A 24,821-nucleotide genomic window follows, 5' to 3' on the forward strand; every position below is an offset into this window, starting at 1 on the left:
CATTACAGACTAAAATGAATGACTCTTGATTGGTTTCATACTGTATTTATGTTGCCGTACCATAAGCAAATACTTCAACCATGCCGCCTTGCATGCCAAGTTCGGTCGTGCTTAGGCGTAAACCCATGATATGTGTTGATCCGATATTTTCAGCTTCTTGTTTTAAACGCACAATGGCTTCACGCCGTGCACGGTCAACTACAGTTTCGTAGGTGGTTAAACGTCCACCAAAAAAATTCTGAATCTGTGCAATGATATATTTAAAATAATCATGAGAAATGACCACATTACTGCTGATCAACTGTCCATAACGTTCAGATGTTTGAAACTTGTTGGTGTCGATACGTATATGTGCAAGGCGCTGTTCTTTTTCAGCCAATTCTTTGAGATGCTTTTGTTCAATGAATCGACCGAAGCCCCATCCTATAAAAAACAGAACCAGCGTTAATCCGATTTTAAAAATTAAACCATCCATGTACGTTGCCTAATTTGAAAATGGGTCTGGAAGTTGTGCCTGGATCGGTTCCACTATTACCGCTGTACCATAGACAAAAAGTTCTGACGCCCCTTGTGCAATATTTGACGTTGAAAAGCGAATTCCCACAATCGCATTGGCACCCAGTGCTTGTGCTTTTTCAATCATTCGATTCATGGCTTCCTGGCGCGATTCTTCCAATAGCTCGGTATAGCCTTTCAGTTCACCACCTACAATATTCTTTAAGCCGGCCATCAAATCACGCCCGACATGTTTACTTCGAACAGTGCTCCCGTAAACCACATCAAGTTGTTGCTTAATACTGTGGGCAGGGACGGTTTCCAAGTTGCTTAATTTCATTTTTTTCAATATTCAACAAAGATGATCTGTTTCCAACATAGGAAATTCTGCTTCAAAATGCAATAAAAAAAGCCCACCGCAGTGAGCTTTTATGATCAATTTGATTTGACCTACTTTTTGTCGTTAGGATGATATTTCAATTCAGACGAAGAAGCAGGTTGTGCAATTTGATCTGAGGTATTGGCTTTCAGACCACCACCTAAGGTTTTATACACTTCAATTTGATTGTTTAAATTGGCTTGTTCTAAAAGCAATAAACCTTGTTCAGCAGAGTATGAAGTACGTTGTGCATCTAATACCGATAAGAAACTGTCAATACCTGCGCGGAAGCGGGCATTTGAAAGTTTGTAAGTAGTATTGGTTGCATCCACTAGACGTTTCTGCGCAGAGAGACGATCACCAATATTCTGACGTGTTGCTAAAGCATCATTCACTTCACGGAAAGCAGATTGAATTGATTTTTCATAGTCAGATAACGCAATTTGTTGATCTGTTTCTGAAATCTTAATGTTCGCTTTACGTGTACCCCAATCCCACAATGGAATATCAAGGCTAGGACCTAAAGACCAAACGAATGAGCCTGATTTAAACAAATCACTTAAATCCGTCGACGCATAACCCGCAGAACCCGTCAAGCTAATGGTGGGGAATAAACGTGCTTTAGCAGCACCAATATTCGCACCCGCAGCTGAGAGTTTATATTCAGCTGCTTTAACATCAGGACGGTTGTTCAACAAGTCGCTTGGCAAGCCAGCAGCAAATGCTGAATTTGTGGTAATACGTGTTACACGCTGTTTAGGCAGCAAATTGTCAGGAACAGTTTGTCCAACAAGTAAGTTCAACAAGTTTTGAGCTTGAGCAATTTGTGTCTTATAGTTCGCAACATCATTTCGAGCAGTTTCAACAGAGATCTGTGCCTGACGAACTGGAACTTCACTGTCGATACCCACATCAAAACGTTTTTTGTTGAGATTGTAAGAATCGAGTTGAGCTTTGAGTGTTTGGTCAGCCAGTTTAAGTTGTGCTGTCGCAAAAGAATAATTTAACCAAGCCTGTGCGACTTGACCTATTAAGCTGATTTGCGTTGCATCACGTGCACTTGCAGTCGATAGATAAGTATCTAGTGCATTGTCTTTTAAACTTTTTACACGACCCCAAAAGTCCAACTCATAAGAAGTTACACCTAGACCAACGTTATAACGTGTCTGAGCACCCATGCCTTGGTCTTGACGTAAAACACCGCCACTTGCACCAATCGTAGGTAACTGATTGTTTTCAGTGATTTGATAAGCTTGTTGTGCACGTTGAATATTCAATGTTGCTGTACGTAAATCACGGTTGTTGGCTAAAGCAAGATCGAGCACTTGAAGCAAGCGTTGATCTGCAAAAAACTCTTTATAGCCTTGTGAAGCAATGGACGTACCCGTGCCATTATCAATATAACTCGTAGGTATGTTCGCTTGAGCTACCGGTTCTGGGCCACGCATGCTTTGACAAGCTGTCAAAGCAAGCGCAAGTGCAGATACCGCAATGCTACGACCTGAAATAGACCATACGTTTTGCATCACGATTTATGCTCCTGAATATTTTGATTTTTAGGTTTGTACTTAAAGATACTACGAATCCATACGAAGAATACAGGAATAAAGAAGATACCTAAAAGTGTTGAACTAATCACACCACCCAATACACCATATCCGACTGAGTGTTGGCTACCAGCGCCTGCACCTGTTGACAGAGCAAGAGGGAGTACACCGAAACCAAACGCCAAAGTTGTCATAATGATTGGACGTAAACGCATTTTTGCAGCATGCAATGTAGCTTCAAACAGTTCTTCGCCTTTTTCTTGCAACTCCTTCGCAAATTCTACAATCAAAATCGCATTCTTCGCAGACAAACCGATGACTGCAATGAGTGCCACTTGGAAGTAAATGTTATTGGAAAGATTTGGATCACCTTTAATGATCATACCGAAATAAGTCAATAACACCGCACCCAATACACCTAATGGAACTACAAGTAATACTGAGAATGGAATCGACCAGCTTTCATAGAGTGCTGCAAGACACAAGAATACAATCAATAAAGAAAGCGCATATAAGAATGGTGCTTGAGCGCCAGACTCACGTTCTTCTAATGATAAACCTGTCCATTCATAGTCATAACCAGCTAAGCCCATAGATGGTAATTTGGCAATGATTTCTTCCATTGCTGCCATCGCATCACCCGAGCTGACACCAGGAGCAGGCGTACCTTGAATGTTGACTGAAGCAACACCATTGTAACGTTCTAGACGAGGTGAACCATAGGTCCATTTACCTGTTGCAAAAGCAGAGAATGGAACCATTTCACCTTTGCTGTTACGCACATACCATTTGTTTAAGTCCTCAGGCATCATACGAGCGTTCGCATCACCTTGAACATAAACTTTCTTGACACGGCCGCGATCAACGAAGTCATTGATATAAGAACCGCCCCAAGCCATGCTCATGGTTGAGTTGATGTCAGCAATGCTTACACCCATCGCACCTGCTTGCGCTTGGTCAATCGTGATTTGATACTGAGGCGTGTCTTCTTGACCATTTGGTCGTACACCGACAAGACGTTTGTCTTGTGACGCCATGCCTAAGATCGCATTACGTGCAGCAATCAGTTTGTCATGACCTTGACCACTTGGATCTTTTAACTGCAAGTTAAAACCAGCAGTCACACCCAATTCAGGCATTGCAGGCAATTGAAGCGGCATCACATATGACGCATCTTTGATGATCATGTTGAGTGCCATGCCACGTTGAATCACTGAACCGATCTGTTGTTCAGGTGTGGTACGTTCTTCCCAATCCTTCAAACGAATGAAGGCAAGACCCGCATTTTGACCGACCCCTGTGAAGGAGAAACCAGCCACACTAAAGACAGATTTAACCGAATCTTTTTCTTTATTTAAGAAATAGTTGGTCATGGTGTCAATGGTTTTACCAGTACGATCTAAGGTTGCATTTGGAGGTAATTGTACCAAGGTCATTACAATACCCTGATCTTCCTCAGGTAAGAATGAAGATGGCATCTTGATAAATACAGTGACCAATACACCGACAACAACAGCATAAATAATTCCTGAGAATATTTTATGATGCGTCATACGGTTGACACCATTTTGGTACTTTTCAGCAGTACGATCAAATGCGTTGTTAAACCAACGGAAGAAACGCGCAAAGATGTTGTTGCTTTGTTCTTTGTTTGGATCATGCTGTTTCAGAATGGTCGCACACAGTGCCGGCGTAAATGTTAGAGCAACAATTAATGAAAGCACCATCGCAGTTACGAGTGTGATCGAGAATTGTCGATAAATTACACCTGTAGTACCACCAAAGAACGCCATTGGCACGAATACAGCAGTTAATACTGAGGTAATACCAACCAAGGCACCAGAAATCTGTTTCATTGAAAGTTCTGTCGCGGTGACCGGATCTAAATGATCTTCCTGCATGACCCGTTCAACGTTTTCGACTACAACGATGGCATCATCCACCAAGAGACCAATCGCCAGAACCATCGCAAACATGGTCAGTGTATTGATTGAGAATCCAAATAGATTGATGATGGCAAAGGTACCCAATACAACCACTGGAACAGCCATTGTTGGAATAATCGTTGCGCGCCAGTTCTGCAAGAACAAGAACATGACAAAGAATACAAGAATAACGGCTTCGATTAGGGTATGAACCACACTTTCAATTGAAAGTTGAATAAATGGCGTTGTATCAAATGCCAATTCATCTTTCATGCCAGCAGGGTAGTTCTTACGCAAATCAACCAAGCGTGCCTCAACGGCTTTGGCCGTATCCAAGGCATTCGCACCAGTTGCAAGTTTAATCGCAACACCGCCAGCAGGTTTACCATTGTACTTGGAGTCAAACTGATAGTTGTCTGCACCTAATTCAACGCGGGCAACATCACCTAAACGGACTTGAGCACCATCACTGGTATTTTTCAGGAAGATGTTTTTAAACTGTTCAGGTGTGGTCAACATGCTTTGCGCATTGACCGTTGCGTTCAGTACTTGTCCATCAACCGATGGTGCACCACCTAACTGACCTACAGCAACCTGTGAGTTTTGTGCACGAATTGCCGCAGCCACATCACTTGGTGTAAGCCCTAAACTGGTTAATTTTGCAGGATCGAGCCAGATACGCATCGCATATGAACCACCAAACACTTGCACTTCACCCACACCAGCCACACGGCTTAATGGTTCTGAAATGTTCGAGTTTACATAGTCCTTAATGTCATTTGCAGAAAGGCTGTCTTCTGTGGAATAGAATGCAAGTACCTGTAAGAAACTTGCGCCAGACTTGGTCACTTTTACCCCTTGACGTTGTACATCTTCAGGTAAAAGAGCAGTTGCTGACTGTAATTTATTTTGTACTTGAACTTGGGCGATATCGGGATCGACACCTTGTTCAAAGTTTATTTGGATTGATGCCTGACCGTTCCCCGCACTGTTAGACGAGATGTAGCGTAAGCCATCCAAGCCATTCATTTGTTGTTCGATAATCTGTGTAACTGTATTTTCAACAGTTTCAGCAGATGCACCTGGATATGTCGCAGAAATTGTGACAGTCGGTGGTGCAATCGTCGGATATTGTGCAATGGGCATTTTTGTCAGCGTGAGTACACCCGCTAACATAATGACGAGTGCGATTACCCATGCAAAAATCGGACGATGAATAAAGAATTGAGCCATTCAGTCTACCCCTTAAGCATGTGAAGTAGATTTTTGTTCACTGTTTTTTTCTTGCTGTGCCGCAGGTTGAGCAGCTGTTGCTGGTTTAGGCGCAGCTTGTCCAGGTTGAGCTTCAGCTTGTGGTTGGTACGGTTTAGCAACCACTTCCTGTTCAGGTTTTACTTTAGCAATACCATCTACAATGACTTTATCACCTGTATTTAAACCTTGAGTGACAATCCAATCTTTTCCATGAACACCAGCAGTTGTGATTGGACGGCTTTCAACAGCACCCTTTGCATTGACAATCATTGCAATGGCTTGACCTGTTGGCGTACGTGTAATCGCTGCTTGTGGAACCAAGTAAGCATTTGGAATGACACCCTGTACGATTTGCGCATTGGCAAACATACCCGGCAATAACAAGTGGTTCGGATTAGAGAACACAGCACGTAATGTCACAGAACCTGTTTCAGGGTTTACACTGGCATCAGAAAATGCCAGATTTCCTTCAACTGGGTAATAACTACCATCTTCAAGTTTTAAGCGTACTTTCGTATTGTTACTGCGATCAATGCTGCCTTGACTCAATTGTTGACGTAGACGTAACAACTCAGCACTTGATTGGCTGATGTCTACGTAAATTGGATCAAGCTGTTGAATCGTCACTAAAGCATTCGCCTGATTTGCTGTGACTAAAGCACCGGCAGTAACAGATGAACGACCGGATTGACCAGAAATAGGCGAACGAACAGTTGAGTAGCCTAGGTCAATTTGTGCATTTTTAACAGTCGCATTTGAAGCAGCAATATCTGCTTCAGCAAGTTTTATTTGAGCAAGTAAGTCATCATATTCTTGTTTAGACACTGCGTTAATGCCAACAAGTTGACGATAACGATTTGCTTTAACTTGTAATGAATTTAAATTCGCTTGCTGACGTACTAAAGCTGCTTTTGCATTGTCTAAGTTTGCACGGTTAACTCGCGAATCAATCTCATAAAGAGGTTGACCCTCACGAACAAAACTACCTTCTGTAAACAAACGCTTTAAAATCACACCATTTGTTTGCGGGCGAACTTCAGAGATTTGATAGGCTGAAGTACGACCAGAAAGTTCTACAGTCTGTTCAACGCTTTGTGGTTGAGCAACAATGACACCAACTTCAGTCGGCGGCATTTTTTGGGCAGCACCACCAGCTTCTTGTGCTGATTTAGGATCTTTGCTGCAACCTACAAGTGCAATACTTGTTGCGAGAGCACAAGCAGTAAGGGCAGGAGCCCAAAGCTTTGCCGACATCATTATTCCACCTCGTTTAGATTCTTATCTAAAAATAATTTGTTCTGACTTAACGTTTCTGGCATCAATATGAGCCATAAAATAGCAGCCCATATGAAACCTATACCCCATCCAGTGAGTACATCAGTTGGGAAATGTGCTCCCAGATAAATTCTAGAGACCCCCATGCTTAGAAACCATAAAAAGCCCCCCAAGCCAATCCATTTAACGTGGTGATGCTTTTGAAATATAAACATAATCGAACAACATACAATAGCAGCATAAATACTGTGAGCACTGGGAAATGAAGCACCGTAGGTTTGCACCATTTGGTAGATTTCATCAGGTCGTGGGCGATTGACCAGATATTTAATTATCCAACCAATCGCTGAAGCACCAAGTAACCCAATACTGATCATCAGTAAGTTTGCATACTGTTTCAGGCGTATGAAATATATATTGCATAGCCCTGCAATCACGATCATTGACGGTAAGCCGCCTAGGTAGGATAGGCCAAGTGCAATACCATTTAAAAAATCTAAACGGTGTGAACTCATCCATACAACACTTGATAAATCAAAGAGTTGTATTTGGTTAATGGTTAAACCAATACTCCCAATAAGTAAACTTATACAGCCAATAAGGAGCAATACATAAGGCATAAAATGACCTAGAGTATAAAAACATGTACGTTAAGTTTATTTAATGCACTGAAGTGTACTCGCCAGTACACTTTTTTTCAAGTGAGTAAAATTAGGTAATTTATACTAATTTCTTTTTGTAAAATATTTGACATTTTGCACAAAAAATAACAAAAAGTTTAGTGATTTAGTTTGTTTTGTGGAGTTGTTTCGTCTTCAAGTTGTAAAGGTTGTTTAGGGGGCCAGAAAAAATCAATGGGGCGTGTTGAAAAATGGGTAAATATCAGTTTTGCCAAAGGTTTCCATTGGGAAAAACGTACCTGTCTTGCTCTCAGTGCAACGATAATGGTTAAGGTAAAACTCACAAACAAGTTAGTTAAACCAATACATAATACACCGAGAAAAGATATGATAATTAACCCGATATCTGGAGCACCATTAATTGTCATCAGCCCTTGAATAAAGTTTGCAGATGCAAAAGCAATATGACGAATATCCAGAGGTAAACCCAAGATAAAACCAATGGTTCCCATACTTCCAAGCATGATTCCAAAGAGGAAATTACCTGCCAGTGCACCTAAATTGCGTTCAACGTAATCCGCGAATTTATTGAGACGTTCTTGTCCTAAAAGTTTCTTCCATTTGGTGTGGGCTTTTAGGCGTGGTCCGACCTTGCGATAAACCGACATATTATCGAAATATCCTGCAATTAATCCTGATAAAAATAAACAAACACCAGCGATTGCTGCATGTGGAATGGCAAGCGAGGTAAACGGATTTAAGCTATGCAGTAAGGTCGTGGCTTTTGCATGTGTGAGCAAAGGTTCGTCCATTACCCATTGCCATAGATAGGTGATGAATGCAGCGGTGGGTATTGCAATCGAAATATTGCCTAAAATCGCAATAAACTGAGTACGAATAATATTAATAATCAGACCTGCAAGTTCAGCAATTTGTGCAGTTTTAGATCCTTTTTGATGCTGTACGGTCGATGCAAGTGCGGCAGCTGTCATTGCGGGTTGTTTGGTCGCAACCGTAAAATGCAAAACATGAATCAGAATAAAACCCAGTGAATAATTCATGCTATAGAGAAAAGCATGCATGAAGGGGGCGAGCACTAAACGTGCAGAAAGGATTTTAAGCGTTGCCATTGTAGCAATAATCGCCCCTGCACCTGCAGCGGCCTTGTACATGCCCAAGAAACCTTTTTTATCGGTACTTACATAATGCTCACCCGTTTTACTGGCATTTTCTGTAACTTGTAGGGCAATCAATTCACTATTGGTTTTGAGCAGGTCGCGCACACTGGTTTCGCTATAATGTGCATCAACCAAGTCAGTAAGGAGTTCTCCGCACAATGGATAACGAATCTGATCATCTTCGACCAAGAGATTCAATAACAATTCAATACGATCCAAACATTGTTCAAGGAGCGACAGTAAATAGGTCAAACTCAGGCTGACACCAATCCGCTTAATTGCTCGACGGACCTTGAACACAACATCACGGCACTGTTCAATCATCACCAACGCTTGGTCTGCATCTGGTGGAACAGTGACCGCATATTGATCCAGATCACGGTGTTGTTTTTTATAAGCCTCTATAAATTCAACGATTTCACGGTTCTGAACCAAAAATGGAGATTCATATTCCTGTAATTCAGGATAAGCATTGATAAACTCAGGATATAAGCCAATGCCACTAATACGGTAGGAGAGTACCGTAATCGCTTTAATAATATCGCGTTTGATGCCTAGTTTATCATTGCTATAGCGGTGTCCTTGATTGAGAAGTCGAAATAACTGTTTCCAATTCTCTGAATCGATATTTTCAAGCCAATATTTATCACTGCGTTGATAAAAAACCTTGCCGACTAAATCTTTCAGTTCGGTTTCATCAGGTAATAAAGGAAGAAAATGCGCACCAATACGTTGCCCAAGCTGATTCCAGAAACCATCTAAGGATAATATGCCGCTGTCTGCATATAGTCCTGCTTGTTTGTAATGATTGACTAACTTCAGTAAGTAGCCTTGAAGTGCTGAAGACGCATTGGGGGTAATGAGTAAAGATTGAATTAAAGCATTGAATTTGTTTTTAATTTCTTCCAGATTTCTGGTGTCATTAGGTCTGATCCGTTTGACTAACTCAATTAAAATATCTGGATTCGGAACAACCTTGGGATCATCAAGTTGTTCCTGCATAAGGAGGAAAAGATCATTAAAATGTATATGCATAAGCCTTGTAAATTCTATTGAATGCGATGTAAGGCAAGTTGCGCCAAGTTATACAATGCTTGACGGTATTCAGATTCAGGTAAATGACTCAGTGCTTGGATCGCAGCTTGTGTTTCTTCATTTGCACGGCGACTGCAATAATCTAAAGCACCAGACGTTTGCACGATTTCAATCACGCGTTCTAAATCTGCTGTCCCGCCAGTTGCAATACTCTTACGAATAATTTCGTGTTGTTCGCCCTGTGTATTCGCTAAAGCAGAGATTAAAGGTAAAGTCGGTTTTCCTTCCATCAAATCATCACCAATATTTTTACCTAATGTTTCAGCATCAGAGGTATAGTCTAAAATATCATCAATGATTTGAAAGGCATTGCCAAAATGCCCGGCAAAAAGACGGAGAGGTTCGCGATATTGTGCTTGACCGGCAAGAATGGCTGCACCTTCTGTTGCCAACTCAAATAGACGTGAAGTTTTACCGTGAATAATGTCTAAATAAGTTTGTTCTGTGGTTTCAGGTTGATGTTGTGCTTGAAGTTGTAAAACTTCACCCTCGGCAATTTCACAGGTTCCTGTCGAAAAATCTTTTAACAACACCATATTGTCCAGATCAACCAACAAGTCAAATGCACGTGAAATCAGGAAGTCGCCCACCAAGACAGCTGTTTGGTTATTCCATGTTGCATTGGCAGTCGGACGACCACGACGCAAACCAGACTCATCAACGACATCATCGTGAACCAATGTTGCCGTGTGTAACATTTCAATAATGGCAGCCAGCTTACGATAGGGTTCCATTTGCACATCGGTTGCACCGCAAGCTTTTGCTGCAAGTAGACACATAATGGGGCGCATGCGTTTGCCACCTGCTTCAACTACATGTTTACTGACTGCCATCACCAAAGCAACTTTTGAGGTAATCCCTTCATTAATAAACTTGTCCATCGCAGCAAAGTCTGTTGCAACAGGAGCGAGAATATCTTGCTTAAAGTCGATGGTCATCGGGTGGGAGCCTCATACAAATGCGTTTTAAGTCGTTAGTGTAACAATGAATATGTCGGAATGTTGCTTTTGGAAGCAGACATCGTGCCTGAATCTTAATGATTTGTTGTTTATTTGTCCAAAAAACCATAAAACATTAAATATTCTGCACATTGTTGTTTTGAGCTACATAGTAGCCGATTTGTTTTAAAAATCTATTTCAATTTAATAAAAAAATTCACATATTCAAGGGCTAAACCTTAAAAAAAAGAGATTATTGCGATTAATTTGTAGACAGTGCTAATATTTGATGAAAATGACTTGTTGTTTAATTCATTATCACTTAAAATCTTTGCCCTTGTATAACCCCCAGTGGCGTTCGTTTTAAGATCGATATATTCCTTTATCGGCACGACGACACGGGCAAGTTGGAGTACGTTATGTACGCAGTAATCCAAAGCGGTGGTAAACAGCACCGTGTTGTTGAGGGTGAAACCCTTAAAGTTGAATTGTTGAAAGCTGAAACAGGCGCAACGATTACATTTGATGATGTATTAATGGTTGTGAATGGCGAAAGCATTCAAATCGGTGCTCCAGTTGTCGCTGGCGCAAAAGTAACTGCAGAAGTGGTTGGTCACGGTCGTCATGACAAAATCCGTATTGTTAAAATGCGTCGTCGTAAGCACTACCGTAAACAACAAGGTCACCGTCAATGGTTTACCGAGTTGAAAATTACTGCGATCGCAGGTTAATCACTAGGAGTATAGAGACATGGCAACTAAAAAAGCCGGTGGTTCGACTAAAAACGGTCGTGATTCGAACCCTAAAATGTTGGGTGTTAAAATGTACGGTGGTCAAGCTGTGACTGCTGGTAACATTATCGTTCGTCAACGTGGTACAGAATTCCACGCTGGTGCAAACGTAGGTATGGGTCGTGACCATACTTTATTTGCTACTGCTGATGGCGTAATCAAATTTGAAGTGAAAGGTCAGTTTGGCCGTCGCTATGTATCTGTTGAAGTGTAAGCTTTAATGGTTCGAAAAAGCCCGCTTTATTGCGGGCTTTTTTTATGTTCAAGAGTGTATTTACATTAAATTTACTCTCCATGATGATGAATAATTTTCTACATATTGAACTAATAACAATACAAAACTTCTTATTTTCTCAATTATTACTGAGATGATTTAGTTTAAGATAGGTCATCTAAATAACATTCTGCATGTGGTTTTATATGCAGACATAGCAAAGGTGAACATATGAATATGCTTCGTAAAACGATGGGTGCAGTAACCTTGGGTGCAGCACTGCTTGCACCAGTCATGAGCACAACAGTTTTTGCAGCGACTGCTGCGTCGGAGCAACAAGCGACAGCCAATCTTGTCAAACAGCTCAGTGGCGTAAAAAGCTTTACTGCAAATTTTGAACAGACCACCAAGGCAACACAAGCGGGTAAAGCTGCACAGAAAAAAGGCTTAACTGCCCAGCATATGAACCAGACCTTTAAAGGGGTGATGAAAGTAGAGCGCCCAGGAAAGTTCTATTGGGAAACGACAACGCCTGCAAAGCAGACGATCGTGACTGCTGGACGTACTGTATGGATTTATGATCCCGATCTACAACAAGCGGTTAGACAGAGCTTAGATGAGCAAGTGGCAAATACGCCTGCATTGCTATTGAGCGGTAATACCCAGCAGATTCAAAAAGCCTATCGAATCACTCAGCCAGATTCAGGTAAAACCTATTATACGCTTTATCCGAAGCAAAAAGATGGTGCTTTCCAAAGCTTGACGATTAGTTTTGGGGCTAAAAATGCTCCGACACTGATGATCTTGCAAGATTCATTGGGACAAACCACTACTGTACGTTTTAACAATGTCAATGTGAATGCGGCTATTCCTGCTTCAACTTTTAATTTTGTACCCCCTAAAGGTACAGATATTATTGATCAATAAGTAATTTTTCCAATAAAAAGCAATCAAATGGTTGCTTTTTATTTCTTCCTGCATGAACAAAGTCAAAATAAATTGAGTAGTGAAGACGCTGATAGATTGGACGTTAAAAACAGTCTGATTTTTCTCCAATCTGGATATGGATATAAAAATAAACGGTTTCGTCCAATAAAATATTAGTCATTAACAATTATGAATATTAATTTGAAATTTCTGGTTTTATGATAAAAGAAATCTTTAATTATGCTTTATGACATGGTAACGCAAGTGAATTTAAAAACAGGATTGGTCGTTTCAGCACTATTTTCAGTCTTACTGATCGCTACAGGTTGTCAAGAAAAGCCTGCACCTCAGGCAGAACAGACTGGGACAAGCAATGCAAAATCGACGCAAATTCCCTTGATCCAAGCAAAGGTTCAACGTGTTGATGGTATTAAAAAGCAGTTTTGTGATGAAGAGGGCTGTACTCAATATGATTTACAGAGCATAAAAAGCAATGTCCCCTGGATTGATGAATATTTTCTCAATCGAATAAAAAAAGATGTGCCTGGTGCTTTTGAAAAAGATTCAGCGCATATTTCTGCTGAAGGCGAGACCCAGACATCTCCAAAAGGTCTCAATCAAAATTCGATTTATGTCCGTTTTATATCACAGCAAAATAATTTAGCCACTTTTGTGATTCAAACCTATACCTATGCCGCAGGTGCTGCACATGGAATGTATCATAATGAATACGTAACTTTTGATTTAAGCACGCAAAAACGTTTGGCACTGACTGATATTTTAAAACCGAATGTAGAAGCCAAAGTGGCAGAACAACTTTACGATGCAAACTCTAATTGGTTGATTCAAAAAGATATTACACGCGATAAATTGCAACTGAGCGATAACTATTACTATGGCGTAAACGGTATTGTCTTTGTTTATCCATTATATGAGTTGACCTCGTATGCGGAAGGTATGCCAGAGTTAAAACTCCCATATCAAACGGCCAGAGAATTAATAAAACCCGAGTATCTACCAAGTTTACCTCAGGTTGAGCCTGTAGCAGAGCAAGCCGCAAAACCATAAATATGTTGCCAAATCATACAATTCGCAGTTGTGTAATACGCTGTCACTGTATTTTTTGCAGTGAAGCGCTTACACTATAGACAGTTTTTTTTCTCACTTTAGATTGACTATGATCGACCCAAAATTAATCCGAAATAATATCGAGGCAGTTAATTTAGCCTTGGCAAAACGTGGTGTGCAACTGAATGTTGACGAATGGGCATCACTAGAAGCTCGCCGTAAAGAAATTCAGTCTAGAACTGAAAACTTACAGGCGGAACGTAATTCGGGTGCGAAACAAGTTGGTCAAATCAAAAAATCCGGTGGTGATGCTTCTGAAATCATGGCACGCATGGGTGCAATTGGTGATGAAATCAAAGCAGCTGAAGTGGAGTTGAATGAACTTCAGACTGAACTTGAAGCAAAATTGATGTCTATTCCGAATTTACCCCATGAGTCTGTGCCGGAAGGCAAAGATGAAAGTGATAATGTGGAAATCCTGAAATGGGGCACACCACGTCAATTTGATTTCGAAATTAAAGATCATACTGATCTTGGCGAAATGATGGGCGGTTTAGAGTTTGAAACAGCTACTAAACTGACAGGTACACGTTTTAGTGTGCTCAAAGGTCCTTTGGCGCGTTTACAACGTGCGTTAACCCAATTTATGCTGGATACCCATACACTTAAAAATGGTTATACCGAAGCTTATGTGCCTTATCTTGTAAACGCTGATTCACTTCGTGGAACAGGGCAATTACCTAAATTTGAAGAAGACTTATTCAAATTACAAGGTGAAAAAGAATATTATCTGATTCCGACGGCTGAAGTTCCGGTAACCAACTTTGTTCGTAATGAAATCATTGATGCTGATCGTTTACCCCTGAAGTACGCAGCGCATACGCCATGCTTCCGCAGTGAAGCAGGTTCATATGGCCGTGATACACGTGGTTTGATTCGTCAACACCAATTTGACAAAGTTGAAATGGTTCAAATTGTTAAGCCCGAAGACTCAATGGATGCTTTGGAAGCGTTGACTGGACATGCTGAAGGCATTTTACAGGCTTTAGGCTTACCGTATCGTAAAATCGTTTTATGTGGTGGCGATATGGGCTTTGGTGCATGCAAAACCTATGATTTAGAAGTTTGGGTACCTAGTCAAAATACTTACCGTGAGATCTCGTCTTGTTCAAATATGTGGGATTTCCAAGCACGTCGTATGATGGCTCGTTATCGTACTGACCAAAAGAAAACTGAGTTGGTTCATACCTTGAATGGTTCTGGTTTAGCGGTTGGTCGTACGTTGTTGGCGGTGATGGAAAATTATCAACGTGCTGACGGCTCTATTGAAGTGCCAGAAGTTTTACGTCCATACATGGCTGGTGCAACGTTCATCAATTAATGAATGTTTGTTCAATTAATTAGATCGTTTGTTCATAAATATTGCTTGCTACAATCAGACCTGAACTTTTGAGGAACACTGTGGAAATTTTTCCAATTTCATTAAAATTACAAGGGCAACCTTGTCTGATTGTAGGCGGTGGACATATTGCCTACCGCAAAGCAGTATTATTGGCTAAATCGGGTGCTGTTATTCATGTGGTTGCACCTGATATAGCGGCAGAGCTTTTAGAGATTGTTCATTCTACACATGGGCAGTATCATCCCGAAAAATTTGATTCACGAAATAGCCTAAGTCATTATCGCTTGGTCATCGCTGCAACCAATGATAATGCCGTCAATCAAGCTGTCTTTGAAACATGTGAAGATCTCAATGTTTTGGTTAACAGTGTAGATGATCCTCCACACTGTCGTTTCATGGTGCCTGCCATTATTGATCGTTCCCCACTGGTGGTTTCGATTGCGACCAATGGTGCTTCTCCTGTTCTTTCCAGACAAATTCGTACTCAACTTGAAGCTGCGATTCCGCATGGTATGGGGAAACTTGCTGATTTTTCTGGGAAATGGCGCAAAGTGGTGAAAGAACACATTAGCAATCCGGATGAGCGTCGCATTTTTTGGGAAGATTTATATGCCAGTCCTTTAAAAGAACAGGTATTCAATGACAACTTGATCGAGGCAGATCGTCTGATTGAACAAGCCTTAGACAAATGGCAAAAGCCGAAAGGCGAAGTGTATTTGGTGGGGGCGGGTCCGGGTGATCCCGAGCTTTTAACGTTAAAAGCCTTGAGACTGATGCAGCAAGCGGATGTGGTGATTTATGACCGTTTGGTTTCACCACCAATATTGGAATTATGCCGACGTGATGCAGAAAAAATATACGTCGGTAAGGCGCGATCCAATCATTCTGTACCTCAAGATGGAATCAACGCTTTATTGGTCAGATACGCCACTGAAGGTAAGCGTGTATGTCGGTTGAAAGGTGGTGATCCGTTTATTTTTGGACGGGGTGGTGAGGAAATCCAAGAGCTTTTCACTGCAAATATTGCCTTTCAAGTTGTGCCTGGTGTAACAGCTGCTTCAGGTTGTTCTGCATATGCAGGGATTCCACTCACACACCGAGATTATGCACAGAGTGTACGGTTTTTGACGGGGCATTTAAAAGAAGGTTCGCCTGAGCTGCCATGGCGTGAGTTGGTTTATGAAAACCAAACACTGGTTTTATATATGGGCTTGGTCGGCTTGGAAAAAATTTGTGAAAATCTGATTGCGCATGGTCAACGACCAAATATGCCAGTGGCTTTAATTTCCAAAGGTACAACACCTGATCAAAAGGTTGTGGTGGGGACTTTGGCTGACATCGCCTCTAAAGTTGAAGAAAACCATATTCAAGCACCTACTTTAACCATTATTGGTGAAGTGGTGAGTTTGCGCGAACAATTACAGTGGCAATAAAATCTTTCTAATCCTTTATTGATGAGAGAGACATTCTCTTTTTTAAGTATTTGGGTTGGATTCTGAAAAGTAGAGATCTTCCGTGATTCATGTTGTTTTATACGAGCCTGAAATTCCTGCAAATACAGGGAATATCATTCGTTTATGTGCCAATACCGGTGCACAATTGCATCTTGTCAAACCTTTGGGTTTTGAGTTGGATGATAAGAAGTTGCGCCGTGCTGGGCTGGATTATCATGAATGGGCACATATGAAAGTTTGGGAAAACTTTGCAGAATGTTTGGTACATTTAAAGGGTCAAGGGATTGACCTTGATGCGATTTATCCTTTGACCACCAAAGGTACTGAGACACCGCATACCTCGGATTTAAATCGTCCTGTTGCTTTGCTAATGGGACCAGAAACACGGGGTTTACCTGAAGATGTTAGAATGATGTTTCCTCAGCAACATTGGATTCGCTTACCTATGGCACCGAATTCACGCAGTTTGAATTTATCCAATGCGACTGCGGTGATTCTTTATGAAGCATGGCGCCAGCAAGATTTTAAAGAGTTAGTTGATTAGTAAGGCTTCAAAAAAGTAGGTTTCAGCTTTTAGCCATGATATAAAAGTAAGTAGTTACTTACTTTTATATGTGTGAATTTAAGTGGAAAATAAAAAAATTACTATTGCTTTTATATGCTGTATTTTACCATTGCAAATTTATGCTTATCCTGATGAAATTCGGATAAAAATGGATCAAATAACGACATCTTTTGAGAAAAAATTTATGTTTTTTCTCTATCTAAAACAAAATAGCAAAACTCCTGAAATCTATAATCAAGCTTTATGTAAAGTTGTTAAAGATCATACAAGTGAAATGAACTCAATTTTAGAAGAGAATCAACAGTATTTAGATGAAGATGAGCGTATGGAAGTTAAATCTGGAACTTTCTTAAGAAAGACAACTGAGCAAGCAAAAAAAACTTTAGCGGAAAATGAAATTTATTGTTTAGATAATTAACTTAATTTTGCAAAGCAGAATACTTTTATATTTAGTGATTAGACCATTTATTTACAGGCTTTAATTTTTCCATTTCTTCACAATATACCCAATATAGTCAAACCACCTAATTATTCATGCAATTGATTTTGATATCAATCATTGATATCCAATGAACCTCACACTTTTTAGAAGATTTTGATCATTCTTTTTTTTGCATTTTTTAATCATGAATGGTCGTGCTATCGTGAGGCGACATGGATGTCGCCATGTTGAGTGGAGGGATGGGATGTACCCTTTGCTTAGTGAAAATTTTTTGTTATCTTTTTATCTGAGCAAAAACAAGGCACTGCTTTGTTTGCAGCGCAAGAGTGAAGCATCGCCTAAGCAGATCTGTATAAACTTTTGATATAAAGTGTGGCAATGAAAGCTTTTAATGATTCAACAATATATTCATTGTATTGATCAAGAGAAATTATTTTTTACTGTATGAGTTTTAAAGCAGGTTGCCTATACATAATTGATTTAAAATAAATGTCTTAGCTTTTACATAATTTTGATGAACGGCATGCATGTATTGTTTTGATATATCGCTTCAGTTATTTATTTATTTCTAAATAGGTGATAGTTTCAGATTTAGGCATTCCTTGGTCATCTGTGATTAAGATATTCAGTTTAATTTTCTCTCCCTTTTTAAGTTCTGAGCGATTTGGATAATTTGCTAAATTCTCTTCTATAACTTGACCAATATAGTGTTGGCAGCCATGATCCGCACGCCCAGCTGCTTGTGCTTTTTTGACAACACCTCTGATGTGCATTGATGTTTCCTCAATCTCACCAAGTCCATCTTTATTGATGTAAAGTGTACGAGTTGAAGTATTTTCTAAAAGTTTAACAATAAGATCACATGAGTTTTCATAAGATGCAAAAGTGAGATTGCTGATCGTGATCAAGATAGAGAAAAATATAATCTTCATTGTTGTTATTCCATTCAGTCTGTAATGTTGGAATTCTATTTAGGTCATATGTTCCCGCGATGATACAGTTTAGGGACATATTGGTGGTATTTAAGTGCATCATATCTGTTTTTGCACTACAGGTGATTTATATTATCGCTGGCTCAGTTTTTGCTTGAACTAAATCAAATTGCCTCTGCGCACGTATCACATGTTGCATATTTCCTTCAGCCCAGATTTTAAATGATAGCGCAGTTTGGGCAAATTCATGTCCCAGTGTTGTTAAAGCATATTCAACTCGAATGACATTGTTTTCATGAATGGTGCGAGAAATAAAGCCATCTCTTTCAAGAATTTTTAATTTTTGAGAAAGCACTTTGGGAGAGATACCCATCAAGTTTTTTTTGAGTTCGTTGAAGTGCTGGGAGTGTTGGTCGAGTTGATAAATGATCAATAAAATCCATTTATCTGCAAATTTTTCAAAAAAAGATCGTGCCGGGCAATCAGGATGAAAAATATTAAAATTGAATGCATTAGTCATAAAATCAACCTCTGTGTAGGCATTTTAGAACAAAAAATTGACCAGTTACCGAGTAGTAACTAATTGATACTAGATTTCAAAAGTATATCATAAATTTATAGCGTTGAAACAGCCTGTGACTTAGTCAGTTGTTTTGACTGACCATAGGATATGAATGGGTATTGTTGCAATGAAAATTACAGATGCAGTCATTTTTATAACAGGTGCAAATCGGGGGTTAGGTTTAGCATTGGCGCAAGAAGCCTTACGACGTGGTGCCCAAAAAGTATATGCAGGAATGCGTAATATTGTTGATTTTAATGAACAGGGCATGATTCCAGTTGTTGTGGATGTAACAGATCCTATTTCCATTCAAAATGCAGTAGCGCGATGTGGTGACGTTAATATTTTGGTGAACAATGCGGGTATTGCCCGTCTTAATCAAAGCCCGGTTGAAAGCAATATTGTGGCAACAACACAAACTGTTTTAGAAACCAACTTATATGGGGTAATGAATACAACTCAATATTTTTGCCCCATTCTTGAAAGTCAGTCTGAAAGTTATATCGTCAATATTCTTTCTGATGTGTCTTGGGAGCCAAGTACACTTTTGGCCAGTTATGCAGTGTCTAAAGCTGCGGCGTGGTCGTTTACCAATTCAACTCGTCAATGGTTATCGCAGTTTAATGTTCATGTGATGGGCGTACATGTGGGGTTTATTGATACAGACTTAACCCATACACTCGATATTCCTAAAATTTCTCCATCTACTGTGGCAAAACAGGTATTTGAGGGAATTGAAGACAATGCATTTGAAGTATTGGTGGGAGCATCCACACAGGCATTGAAAAAAGATTTAACCGCAACATTACCCAGCTATATCAAATATTCAATTCAAAAGTGACATATACACGAGGACTTATCATGTCAAAAATTGCTGTCGTTTATTATTCAGGTTATGGTCATACTCAAGTGGTTGCAGAAACTTTCGCAGCTGAAATTAATGCAACATTGATCCAAATTGATCAGGAAGGAAACATTCAAGATCAAGATTGGGACACTTTAGATGCTGCTGATGCAATTGTATTCGGTGCACCTACTTATATGGCAAATGCGCCATGGCAGTTCAAAAAATTTGCTGATGCATCTTCAAAGCGTTGGTTTACACGTGCTTGGAGTGACAAAATCTTTGGTGGTTTTACCAACAGTGCAAGTTTAAATGGTGATAAGCAAGTGACCTTAATTTCATTGCAAACGCTTGCATCTCAACATGGGGGGATTTGGGTGAGTCTAGGATTGTTGCCAGCCAATACAAAAGATGCAACACGTCAGGATGTGAATAATTTAGGTGGTTCTGTGGGCTTATTGGTTCAATCGCCATCTGATGCCAGTGTTGACGAAATTCCAAGTGGTGATTTGGAAACTGCAAAAGCCTATGCAAAACGTATTCAAGCCATTACGGATAAATTTATTGCATAATTCATGGTTTTATTTCTGGAACCCATCCAAAAAACAAAGGCGCATTAAGCGCCTTTGTTTTTAGAACTTTAGAAATATTTGATTATTCATGCTCATTATGTTGCGGAGCAGGATAGCGGAAACCACGAGTTTTATATGCTAAATAGGCAACACCCAGTACAGCCCAAGCTAATCCAAGCTTTAATGCCATTTCATCAATTTCTAGCCACATTAAAAATACGCTGGCAAAACCAAGTGAAGGAATGACAACATAATTAATGATTTCTTTCAGTGATTTGGTTCTGCCATCGCGTAGTGCGTAGCGCGAAATCACTGAGAAATTCACAAAGCTAAATGCGGTCAAAGCACCAAAACTAATCAAGTTAACGATATGCTCAAGGTCTAGGAAACCCGCAGAGAGTGCAACTACACCGACAATCAAAATATTATAGGTCGGGGTATGTAGTTTCGGGCTGATATGACCAAATACTTTTTTGTTGATTACCCCATCACGTCCCATCACATACATCAAGCGAGATACACCAGCATGTGCCGAAATTCCTGATGCAAGAACCGCAATGACAGCGAAATAAAGCACCAGCTTTTTAAATGCGATACCAGTGATTGCCGTGAGAAGTGTGGTATTGCCCAACGCTTCCAACATCACAGGTTGAGACTCATCCAATGGATTAAAGTAAATCGTTGCATTGCTCGGGAAAAATAACTGGATAAAGTAAGTGCTCACAATGAAGATGATACCTGCAATTAAAGCAGTTGAAAAAATTGCTTTTGGCAAAGTTTTCTCGGCATCTTTGGTTTCTTCAGCCAGTGATGAAAGTGCATCAAATCCGGTGAACGAGAAGCACAGAATCGTTGCGCCTCCAATTAATGCACCAATGGTTGTCATTTCACTCCAAAAAGGAGCAAGTGACCATAATGCAGCTTTATCTGGATTTAATGTGCCATCAGCATAAACGCCTTGCGTGAGCAAGACATACACTTCATAGACAAAATAGAAGATGATGCCCAGCTGAACAACGACAATGGTGCTGTTAAATCGTGCGACAAAACGTGAACCAAATAAGTTAATCACTGTCATAATGGCAGTCAACGCAATAACCCATATCCAGTTATTAACGTCTGGGAATAAAGCCCTTAAGTAGATATCCGCCAAAATAATATTGACGAGTGGAGATAATAAATAATCTAACCAAGATGACCAGCCGACCATAAAGCCGACATTGGGATGGATTGATTTTTGTGCATAGGTATAAGCAGAACCTGAAGAAGGGTAACGCTTAATCATGTGACCATAGCTGATAGAGGTTAAAAGAATGGCAACAAGCGCAAAAATATATGAAGTTGGAACGTGTCCGTGACTTCCATCTGATACTAAACCGAATGTATCAAATAAGGTAAGTGGCTGAATATACGCTAGACCAATAATGATGATATGCCACAGCACAAGATTTTTTTTCAGTTTGGCTGCGGATTGGGTCCCAGTGATATCTGTCAACGGCGTTATCCTCTTAATCGTTGATCAAGGATCAGTCATATTTATAAGGATCGTTTGAGACGAACGATCCCCCCTAAAGAATAAAACAAAAGTGCGCCAATCTACTCTAAAAAGGCAGCCTTTGTCAGTAACTTTGTTTGCTTTTTTAGCAGAAAACATGCCATCTTGATTAAAAAATAGCTGACTGACCATTCTGCAAGATAAAAGCCCGATGTTTAGATAAACATCAGGCCAATTCATATGCGTATATTGTCTTAATTTTAAACAATTACCAAGCTTTTTCTAAGATAGATTTCAAATCTTTCAGGGTTGCTTCTTTAGGGTTGAAAATAATTGATCCATCATTGAGTGCTTTATCTGCAATTTCTTCAAATTGTGATTGAGTGACTTTACCCGTCTCACTGAGTGTACGTGGCAATTTGGTCAGGCTGTTAATGCGATCACGCATTGTTTTCAACATCTCTATGGCTTTATCGGCGCGTTGGTTGGCAGGTGTTTGTGCATAAATATCAGCACCAGCAAGTGGTAATAACAGATCAGCGATTTTGTCACCATTCACTTCTTTATTGTATTCCAGCACATAAGGGAGGAATAAGTTCATACATAAACCATGTGGTAAGTGAGCGACTGCACCTAAAGCATGACCCAGTGAATGAACAATACCAACCATAGAGTTGGAAAATGCGATTCCTGCCATAGTTGATGCTTGTGCAAGTTCTAAGCGCCCGTTGGCATCACTTGGATTATCCAGTACATCAAACAGACTCTTGCTGATTTTTTTGATCGCAGCTGTAGCATAGGCATCTGAGATTGGATTGGCTGCGATACAGGTATAGGCTTCAATCGCATGTGTCATGGCATCCATTGCCGTCATTGCCGTCAAATGCGGTGGCAAGGTCTGAGTCATTCTAGGGTCAAGAATAGCCGCATGTGGCATTAAGTAATTAGATGCAAAAGCCAGTTTTACATTTTTTTGATTATCCGATACCACAGCAGCCAAAGTGACTTCGGAGCCTGTCCCAGAAGTAGTCGGGATCACGAAAAAAGGTTTGAGCGGGCGAGGGAGGTTGTGTGCACCTGAGTATTTTAATAAATCATCACCACCTTCGGATACAAGAATATTGGCAGTCTTGGATGTATCAATGACTGAACCCCCACCCACTGCAATAATCGCATCACAATTATTTTTGCGATAGGCTTGAGCCGCAGCTCGCACAGTTTCTAGGCTAGAGTCTGGAGGTACATCATCAAAGATTACGCCGATTTCAATCTCAGTAGATTCAAAGGCTGCTTCAATCGGTGCCAAGAGTTGATTGGCTCGAACACCTTTGTCAGTAATGATCATCGGGCGTTTAGCGCCTAATGCTGCAAGTTCAAATGGAATGTGCTCAAGCGCAGCATGACCAGCAATCACTTTTACAGGGCAGAAAAATTCGTAATATGGTTTTGACATGGGTTAAGCGCTCCCTTTTAAATATGATTGGGCAACTTTGAGATAAATATTCGCTGCGCCAGCTAATTTTTCTTTTAAGGTTAATTCTGAAGGATATTCCTTGACCGCAAGTTCTGCGACCAGTTTTGGTAAGATCAATGCTTCCATTTTGTTTAAGCAACGCACTAAACGGATCGCATAAGACACATCACCATCTGCAATCATACGGTCATTGGCAAAAGCTTGCGCTGTACTTTCTTGGAATGAAAAGACCAGGAAAGCATGATGAACATGCTTAAAAATAATCGAAAGATCAGGTTTATGATCTAATGATTTGACCAATTCAAGCTGTTGTTTTTGATTCACCTTGGCAATAAAAGAAGCGCCATTTGGAAAAACTTTCATCGATAATGTAAAACCAACAGGGAGTACAGATACTTCATGTTTAATTTCATCATCAACTTGACTCGCCATCACTAAACCTCTGCCAATCACATCCATCATGAGTTTGACATAGGCTTGTTCCAAAGCGGGTTTGATAGATTTACTCGAAATCACTCGCTAATCCCTTATTCAGTTGTATTTTGTTTTAGAGTAATTACTCTAATTTGTTTTTGGGGAAAAAGAAAGTGATTTATTTACATGTGACTTCATCGTCACTTGAGTTTTCGTCAATGACTTCGATCTCACTAAAGTAATTGCTTCGTTGAAAATACTCAACCACATCTTGAGACAATTGATTGTAATCTGGATAATTCTGAACTAAATCACAAACACGTACCATTTCTAAACCTGAATAGCCACAGGGATTGATGGTATGGAAGCCCTCTAAATTGCAGTCAATATTTAAAGCTAAACCGTGATAGCTCCGTCCTCTACGGATTTTAAAACCTAGAGAACCAATTTTCCTTTCATTGACATACACCCCGGGTGCATCAGGTTTGGCATATGCTTCAACTTGATATTTCTTAAGCAAATCAATCATGAGATTTTCTGCATAAGTCACGAGTGTGCGGACATTCCATTTCAAACGGTTCAAATCAAACATGAAGTAAATCACCATTTGACCTGGTCCATGCCAAGTCACTTGTCCTCCACGATCTGATTGCACTACAGGAATATCCGTATGCATTAAGATGTGTTCTGGTTTACCTGCCTGTCCCTGAGTAAGTACGTCAGGATGTTGGAGAATCCAAAGCTGATCAGGTGAGTGTTCATCACGTTGCTCAGTAAAGGATTTCATTTCTTGAAAACGTTCTGAATAAGAACTTAAGTCTTGATACTGGCGAATAATCAGGCGAGGTTTTAGAACAGCATCATTCACTGATATGTATCCTTGAGAGTAGGGAGGATTCATGAATTATAAAGAAATTTGTCCAATAAAAGTGAAAGCTGTTGCTGAACTTTTACAAATA

Annotated in this window: 24 protein-coding genes; 10 read left to right on the forward strand and 14 right to left on the reverse strand. The window is 40.1% G+C overall.

All coding sequences use genetic code 11. The features are described from left to right. Positions 1–46 precede the first annotated feature (46 nt). The 8 genes from IMO47_RS05180 to sdsA all read right to left on the reverse strand — a co-directional run bounded on the left by IMO47_RS05180 (position 47) and on the right by sdsA (position 10,706). Positions 47–475 carry a heavy metal-binding domain-containing protein gene (locus tag IMO47_RS05180; RefSeq protein WP_196076065.1) on the reverse strand — a complete coding sequence of 143 codons (429 nt, stop codon included), beginning with the start codon at positions 473–475 and terminating at the stop codon, positions 47–49. Between the two features lie 9 nt (positions 476–484). Beyond that, on the reverse strand, positions 485–835 hold the full coding sequence (locus IMO47_RS05185; protein WP_196076066.1) for a YbjQ family protein: 351 nt from the start codon (positions 833–835) through the stop codon (positions 485–487). A 110-nt stretch (positions 836–945) separates the two neighbouring features. Next, entirely contained in the window at positions 946–2,400 is a 1,455-nt protein-coding gene (gene adeK / locus IMO47_RS05190; protein WP_196076115.1) for a multidrug efflux RND transporter AdeIJK outer membrane channel subunit AdeK, read from the reverse strand. After that, positions 2,400–5,579, reverse strand: coding sequence for a multidrug efflux RND transporter permease subunit AdeJ (adeJ, locus tag IMO47_RS05195; RefSeq protein ID WP_196076067.1), 3,180 nt, complete (start codon positions 5,577–5,579; stop codon positions 2,400–2,402). Before adeJ ends, adeK begins: the two co-directional genes overlap by 1 nt. A 12-nt stretch (positions 5,580–5,591) precedes the next feature. Further along, positions 5,592–6,857, reverse strand: a complete 1,266-nt coding sequence (locus tag IMO47_RS05200; protein ID WP_151751203.1) for an efflux RND transporter periplasmic adaptor subunit — start codon at positions 6,855–6,857, stop codon at positions 5,592–5,594. Next, positions 6,857–7,495, reverse strand: a complete 639-nt coding sequence (locus IMO47_RS05205; RefSeq protein ID WP_196076068.1) for a phosphatase PAP2 family protein — start codon at positions 7,493–7,495, stop codon at positions 6,857–6,859. Before IMO47_RS05205 ends, IMO47_RS05200 begins: the two co-directional genes overlap by 1 nt. A gap of 158 nt (positions 7,496–7,653) precedes the next feature. Next, entirely contained in the window at positions 7,654–9,708 is a 2,055-nt protein-coding gene (locus IMO47_RS05210) for a site-specific recombinase (RefSeq protein ID WP_196076069.1), read from the reverse strand. 14 nt (positions 9,709–9,722) lie between these two features. Beyond that, a complete protein-coding gene (gene sdsA / locus IMO47_RS05215) occupies positions 9,723–10,706 on the reverse strand; it encodes an All-trans-nonaprenyl-diphosphate synthase (RefSeq protein ID WP_196076070.1) in 984 nt (327 codons plus the stop codon). 419 nt (positions 10,707–11,125) lie between these two features. On the opposite strand from sdsA, the gene rplU reads away from it, so the two are divergent. The 8 genes from rplU to IMO47_RS05255 all read left to right on the forward strand — a co-directional run bounded on the left by rplU (position 11,126) and on the right by IMO47_RS05255 (position 17,545). Then, positions 11,126–11,437: a 50S ribosomal protein L21 gene (gene rplU, locus IMO47_RS05220; RefSeq protein ID WP_010113102.1), complete on the forward strand. Its 312-nt coding sequence runs from the start codon at positions 11,126–11,128 to the stop codon at positions 11,435–11,437. Between the two features lie 19 nt (positions 11,438–11,456). Next, positions 11,457–11,711: a 50S ribosomal protein L27 gene (gene rpmA / locus IMO47_RS05225; protein WP_004828213.1), complete on the forward strand. Its 255-nt coding sequence runs from the start codon at positions 11,457–11,459 to the stop codon at positions 11,709–11,711. 231 nt (positions 11,712–11,942) lie between these two features. Next, positions 11,943–12,638 (forward strand): outer membrane lipoprotein chaperone LolA, encoded by a 696-nt coding sequence (gene lolA / locus IMO47_RS05230; protein ID WP_196076071.1) that lies wholly within the window; start codon positions 11,943–11,945, stop codon positions 12,636–12,638. Positions 12,639–12,878: 240 nt separating this feature from the next. Then, the gene (locus IMO47_RS05235; protein WP_196076072.1) at positions 12,879–13,706 is read left to right on the forward strand and encodes an RsiV family protein; all 828 of its coding nucleotides are present in this window, start codon (positions 12,879–12,881) and stop codon (positions 13,704–13,706) included. A 109-nt stretch (positions 13,707–13,815) separates the two neighbouring features. Next, positions 13,816–15,087, forward strand: a complete 1,272-nt coding sequence (gene serS / locus IMO47_RS05240) for a serine--tRNA ligase (protein WP_196076073.1) — start codon at positions 13,816–13,818, stop codon at positions 15,085–15,087. 80 nt (positions 15,088–15,167) lie between these two features. Next, on the forward strand, positions 15,168–16,541 hold the full coding sequence (cysG, locus tag IMO47_RS05245) for a siroheme synthase CysG (protein WP_196076074.1): 1,374 nt from the start codon (positions 15,168–15,170) through the stop codon (positions 16,539–16,541). Positions 16,542–16,623: 82 nt separating this feature from the next. After that, positions 16,624–17,106, forward strand: a complete 483-nt coding sequence (locus IMO47_RS05250) for a tRNA (cytidine(34)-2'-O)-methyltransferase (RefSeq protein ID WP_196076075.1) — start codon at positions 16,624–16,626, stop codon at positions 17,104–17,106. An 82-nt stretch (positions 17,107–17,188) separates the two neighbouring features. After that, on the forward strand, positions 17,189–17,545 hold the full coding sequence (locus tag IMO47_RS05255; protein ID WP_196076076.1) for a hypothetical protein: 357 nt from the start codon (positions 17,189–17,191) through the stop codon (positions 17,543–17,545). Between the two features lie 578 nt (positions 17,546–18,123). Here IMO47_RS05255 and IMO47_RS05260 read toward each other — a convergent pair. Next, positions 18,124–18,501 (reverse strand): hypothetical protein, encoded by a 378-nt coding sequence (locus tag IMO47_RS05260; protein WP_196076077.1) that lies wholly within the window; start codon positions 18,499–18,501, stop codon positions 18,124–18,126. Between the two features lie 127 nt (positions 18,502–18,628). Then, positions 18,629–19,021 (reverse strand): helix-turn-helix domain-containing protein, encoded by a 393-nt coding sequence (locus IMO47_RS05265; RefSeq protein WP_004828230.1) that lies wholly within the window; start codon positions 19,019–19,021, stop codon positions 18,629–18,631. A gap of 154 nt (positions 19,022–19,175) precedes the next feature. Here IMO47_RS05265 and IMO47_RS05270 point away from each other — a divergent pair, with 154 nt between their 5' ends. Then, positions 19,176–19,904: an SDR family NAD(P)-dependent oxidoreductase gene (locus IMO47_RS05270; protein WP_196076078.1), complete on the forward strand. Its 729-nt coding sequence runs from the start codon at positions 19,176–19,178 to the stop codon at positions 19,902–19,904. A gap of 20 nt (positions 19,905–19,924) precedes the next feature. Then, positions 19,925–20,479, forward strand: a complete 555-nt coding sequence (locus tag IMO47_RS05275) for a flavodoxin family protein (RefSeq protein WP_196076079.1) — start codon at positions 19,925–19,927, stop codon at positions 20,477–20,479. A gap of 82 nt (positions 20,480–20,561) precedes the next feature. Here the strand turns inward: IMO47_RS05275 and IMO47_RS05280 are convergent, their stop codons facing one another. The 4 genes from IMO47_RS05280 to lipB all read right to left on the reverse strand — a co-directional run bounded on the left by IMO47_RS05280 (position 20,562) and on the right by lipB (position 24,730). Then, entirely contained in the window at positions 20,562–21,974 is a 1,413-nt protein-coding gene (locus IMO47_RS05280) for an APC family permease (protein WP_196076080.1), read from the reverse strand. Positions 21,975–22,242: 268 nt separating this feature from the next. Then, the gene (locus tag IMO47_RS05285; RefSeq protein ID WP_196076081.1) at positions 22,243–23,427 is read right to left on the reverse strand and encodes an iron-containing alcohol dehydrogenase; all 1,185 of its coding nucleotides are present in this window, start codon (positions 23,425–23,427) and stop codon (positions 22,243–22,245) included. 3 nt (positions 23,428–23,430) lie between these two features. Continuing rightward, positions 23,431–23,964 (reverse strand): hypothetical protein, encoded by a 534-nt coding sequence (locus IMO47_RS05290; protein ID WP_004828241.1) that lies wholly within the window; start codon positions 23,962–23,964, stop codon positions 23,431–23,433. Positions 23,965–24,040: 76 nt separating this feature from the next. Next, positions 24,041–24,730 (reverse strand): lipoyl(octanoyl) transferase LipB, encoded by a 690-nt coding sequence (lipB, locus tag IMO47_RS05295; protein ID WP_196076082.1) that lies wholly within the window; start codon positions 24,728–24,730, stop codon positions 24,041–24,043. Between the last annotated feature and the right edge of the window lie 91 nt (positions 24,731–24,821).

The sequence above is a fragment of the Acinetobacter sp. Res13-Abat-PEC15-P4-01 genome (assembly GCF_015676285.1).
GTDB classification, from domain to species: Bacteria; Pseudomonadota; Gammaproteobacteria; order Pseudomonadales; family Moraxellaceae; genus Acinetobacter; species Acinetobacter nematophilus.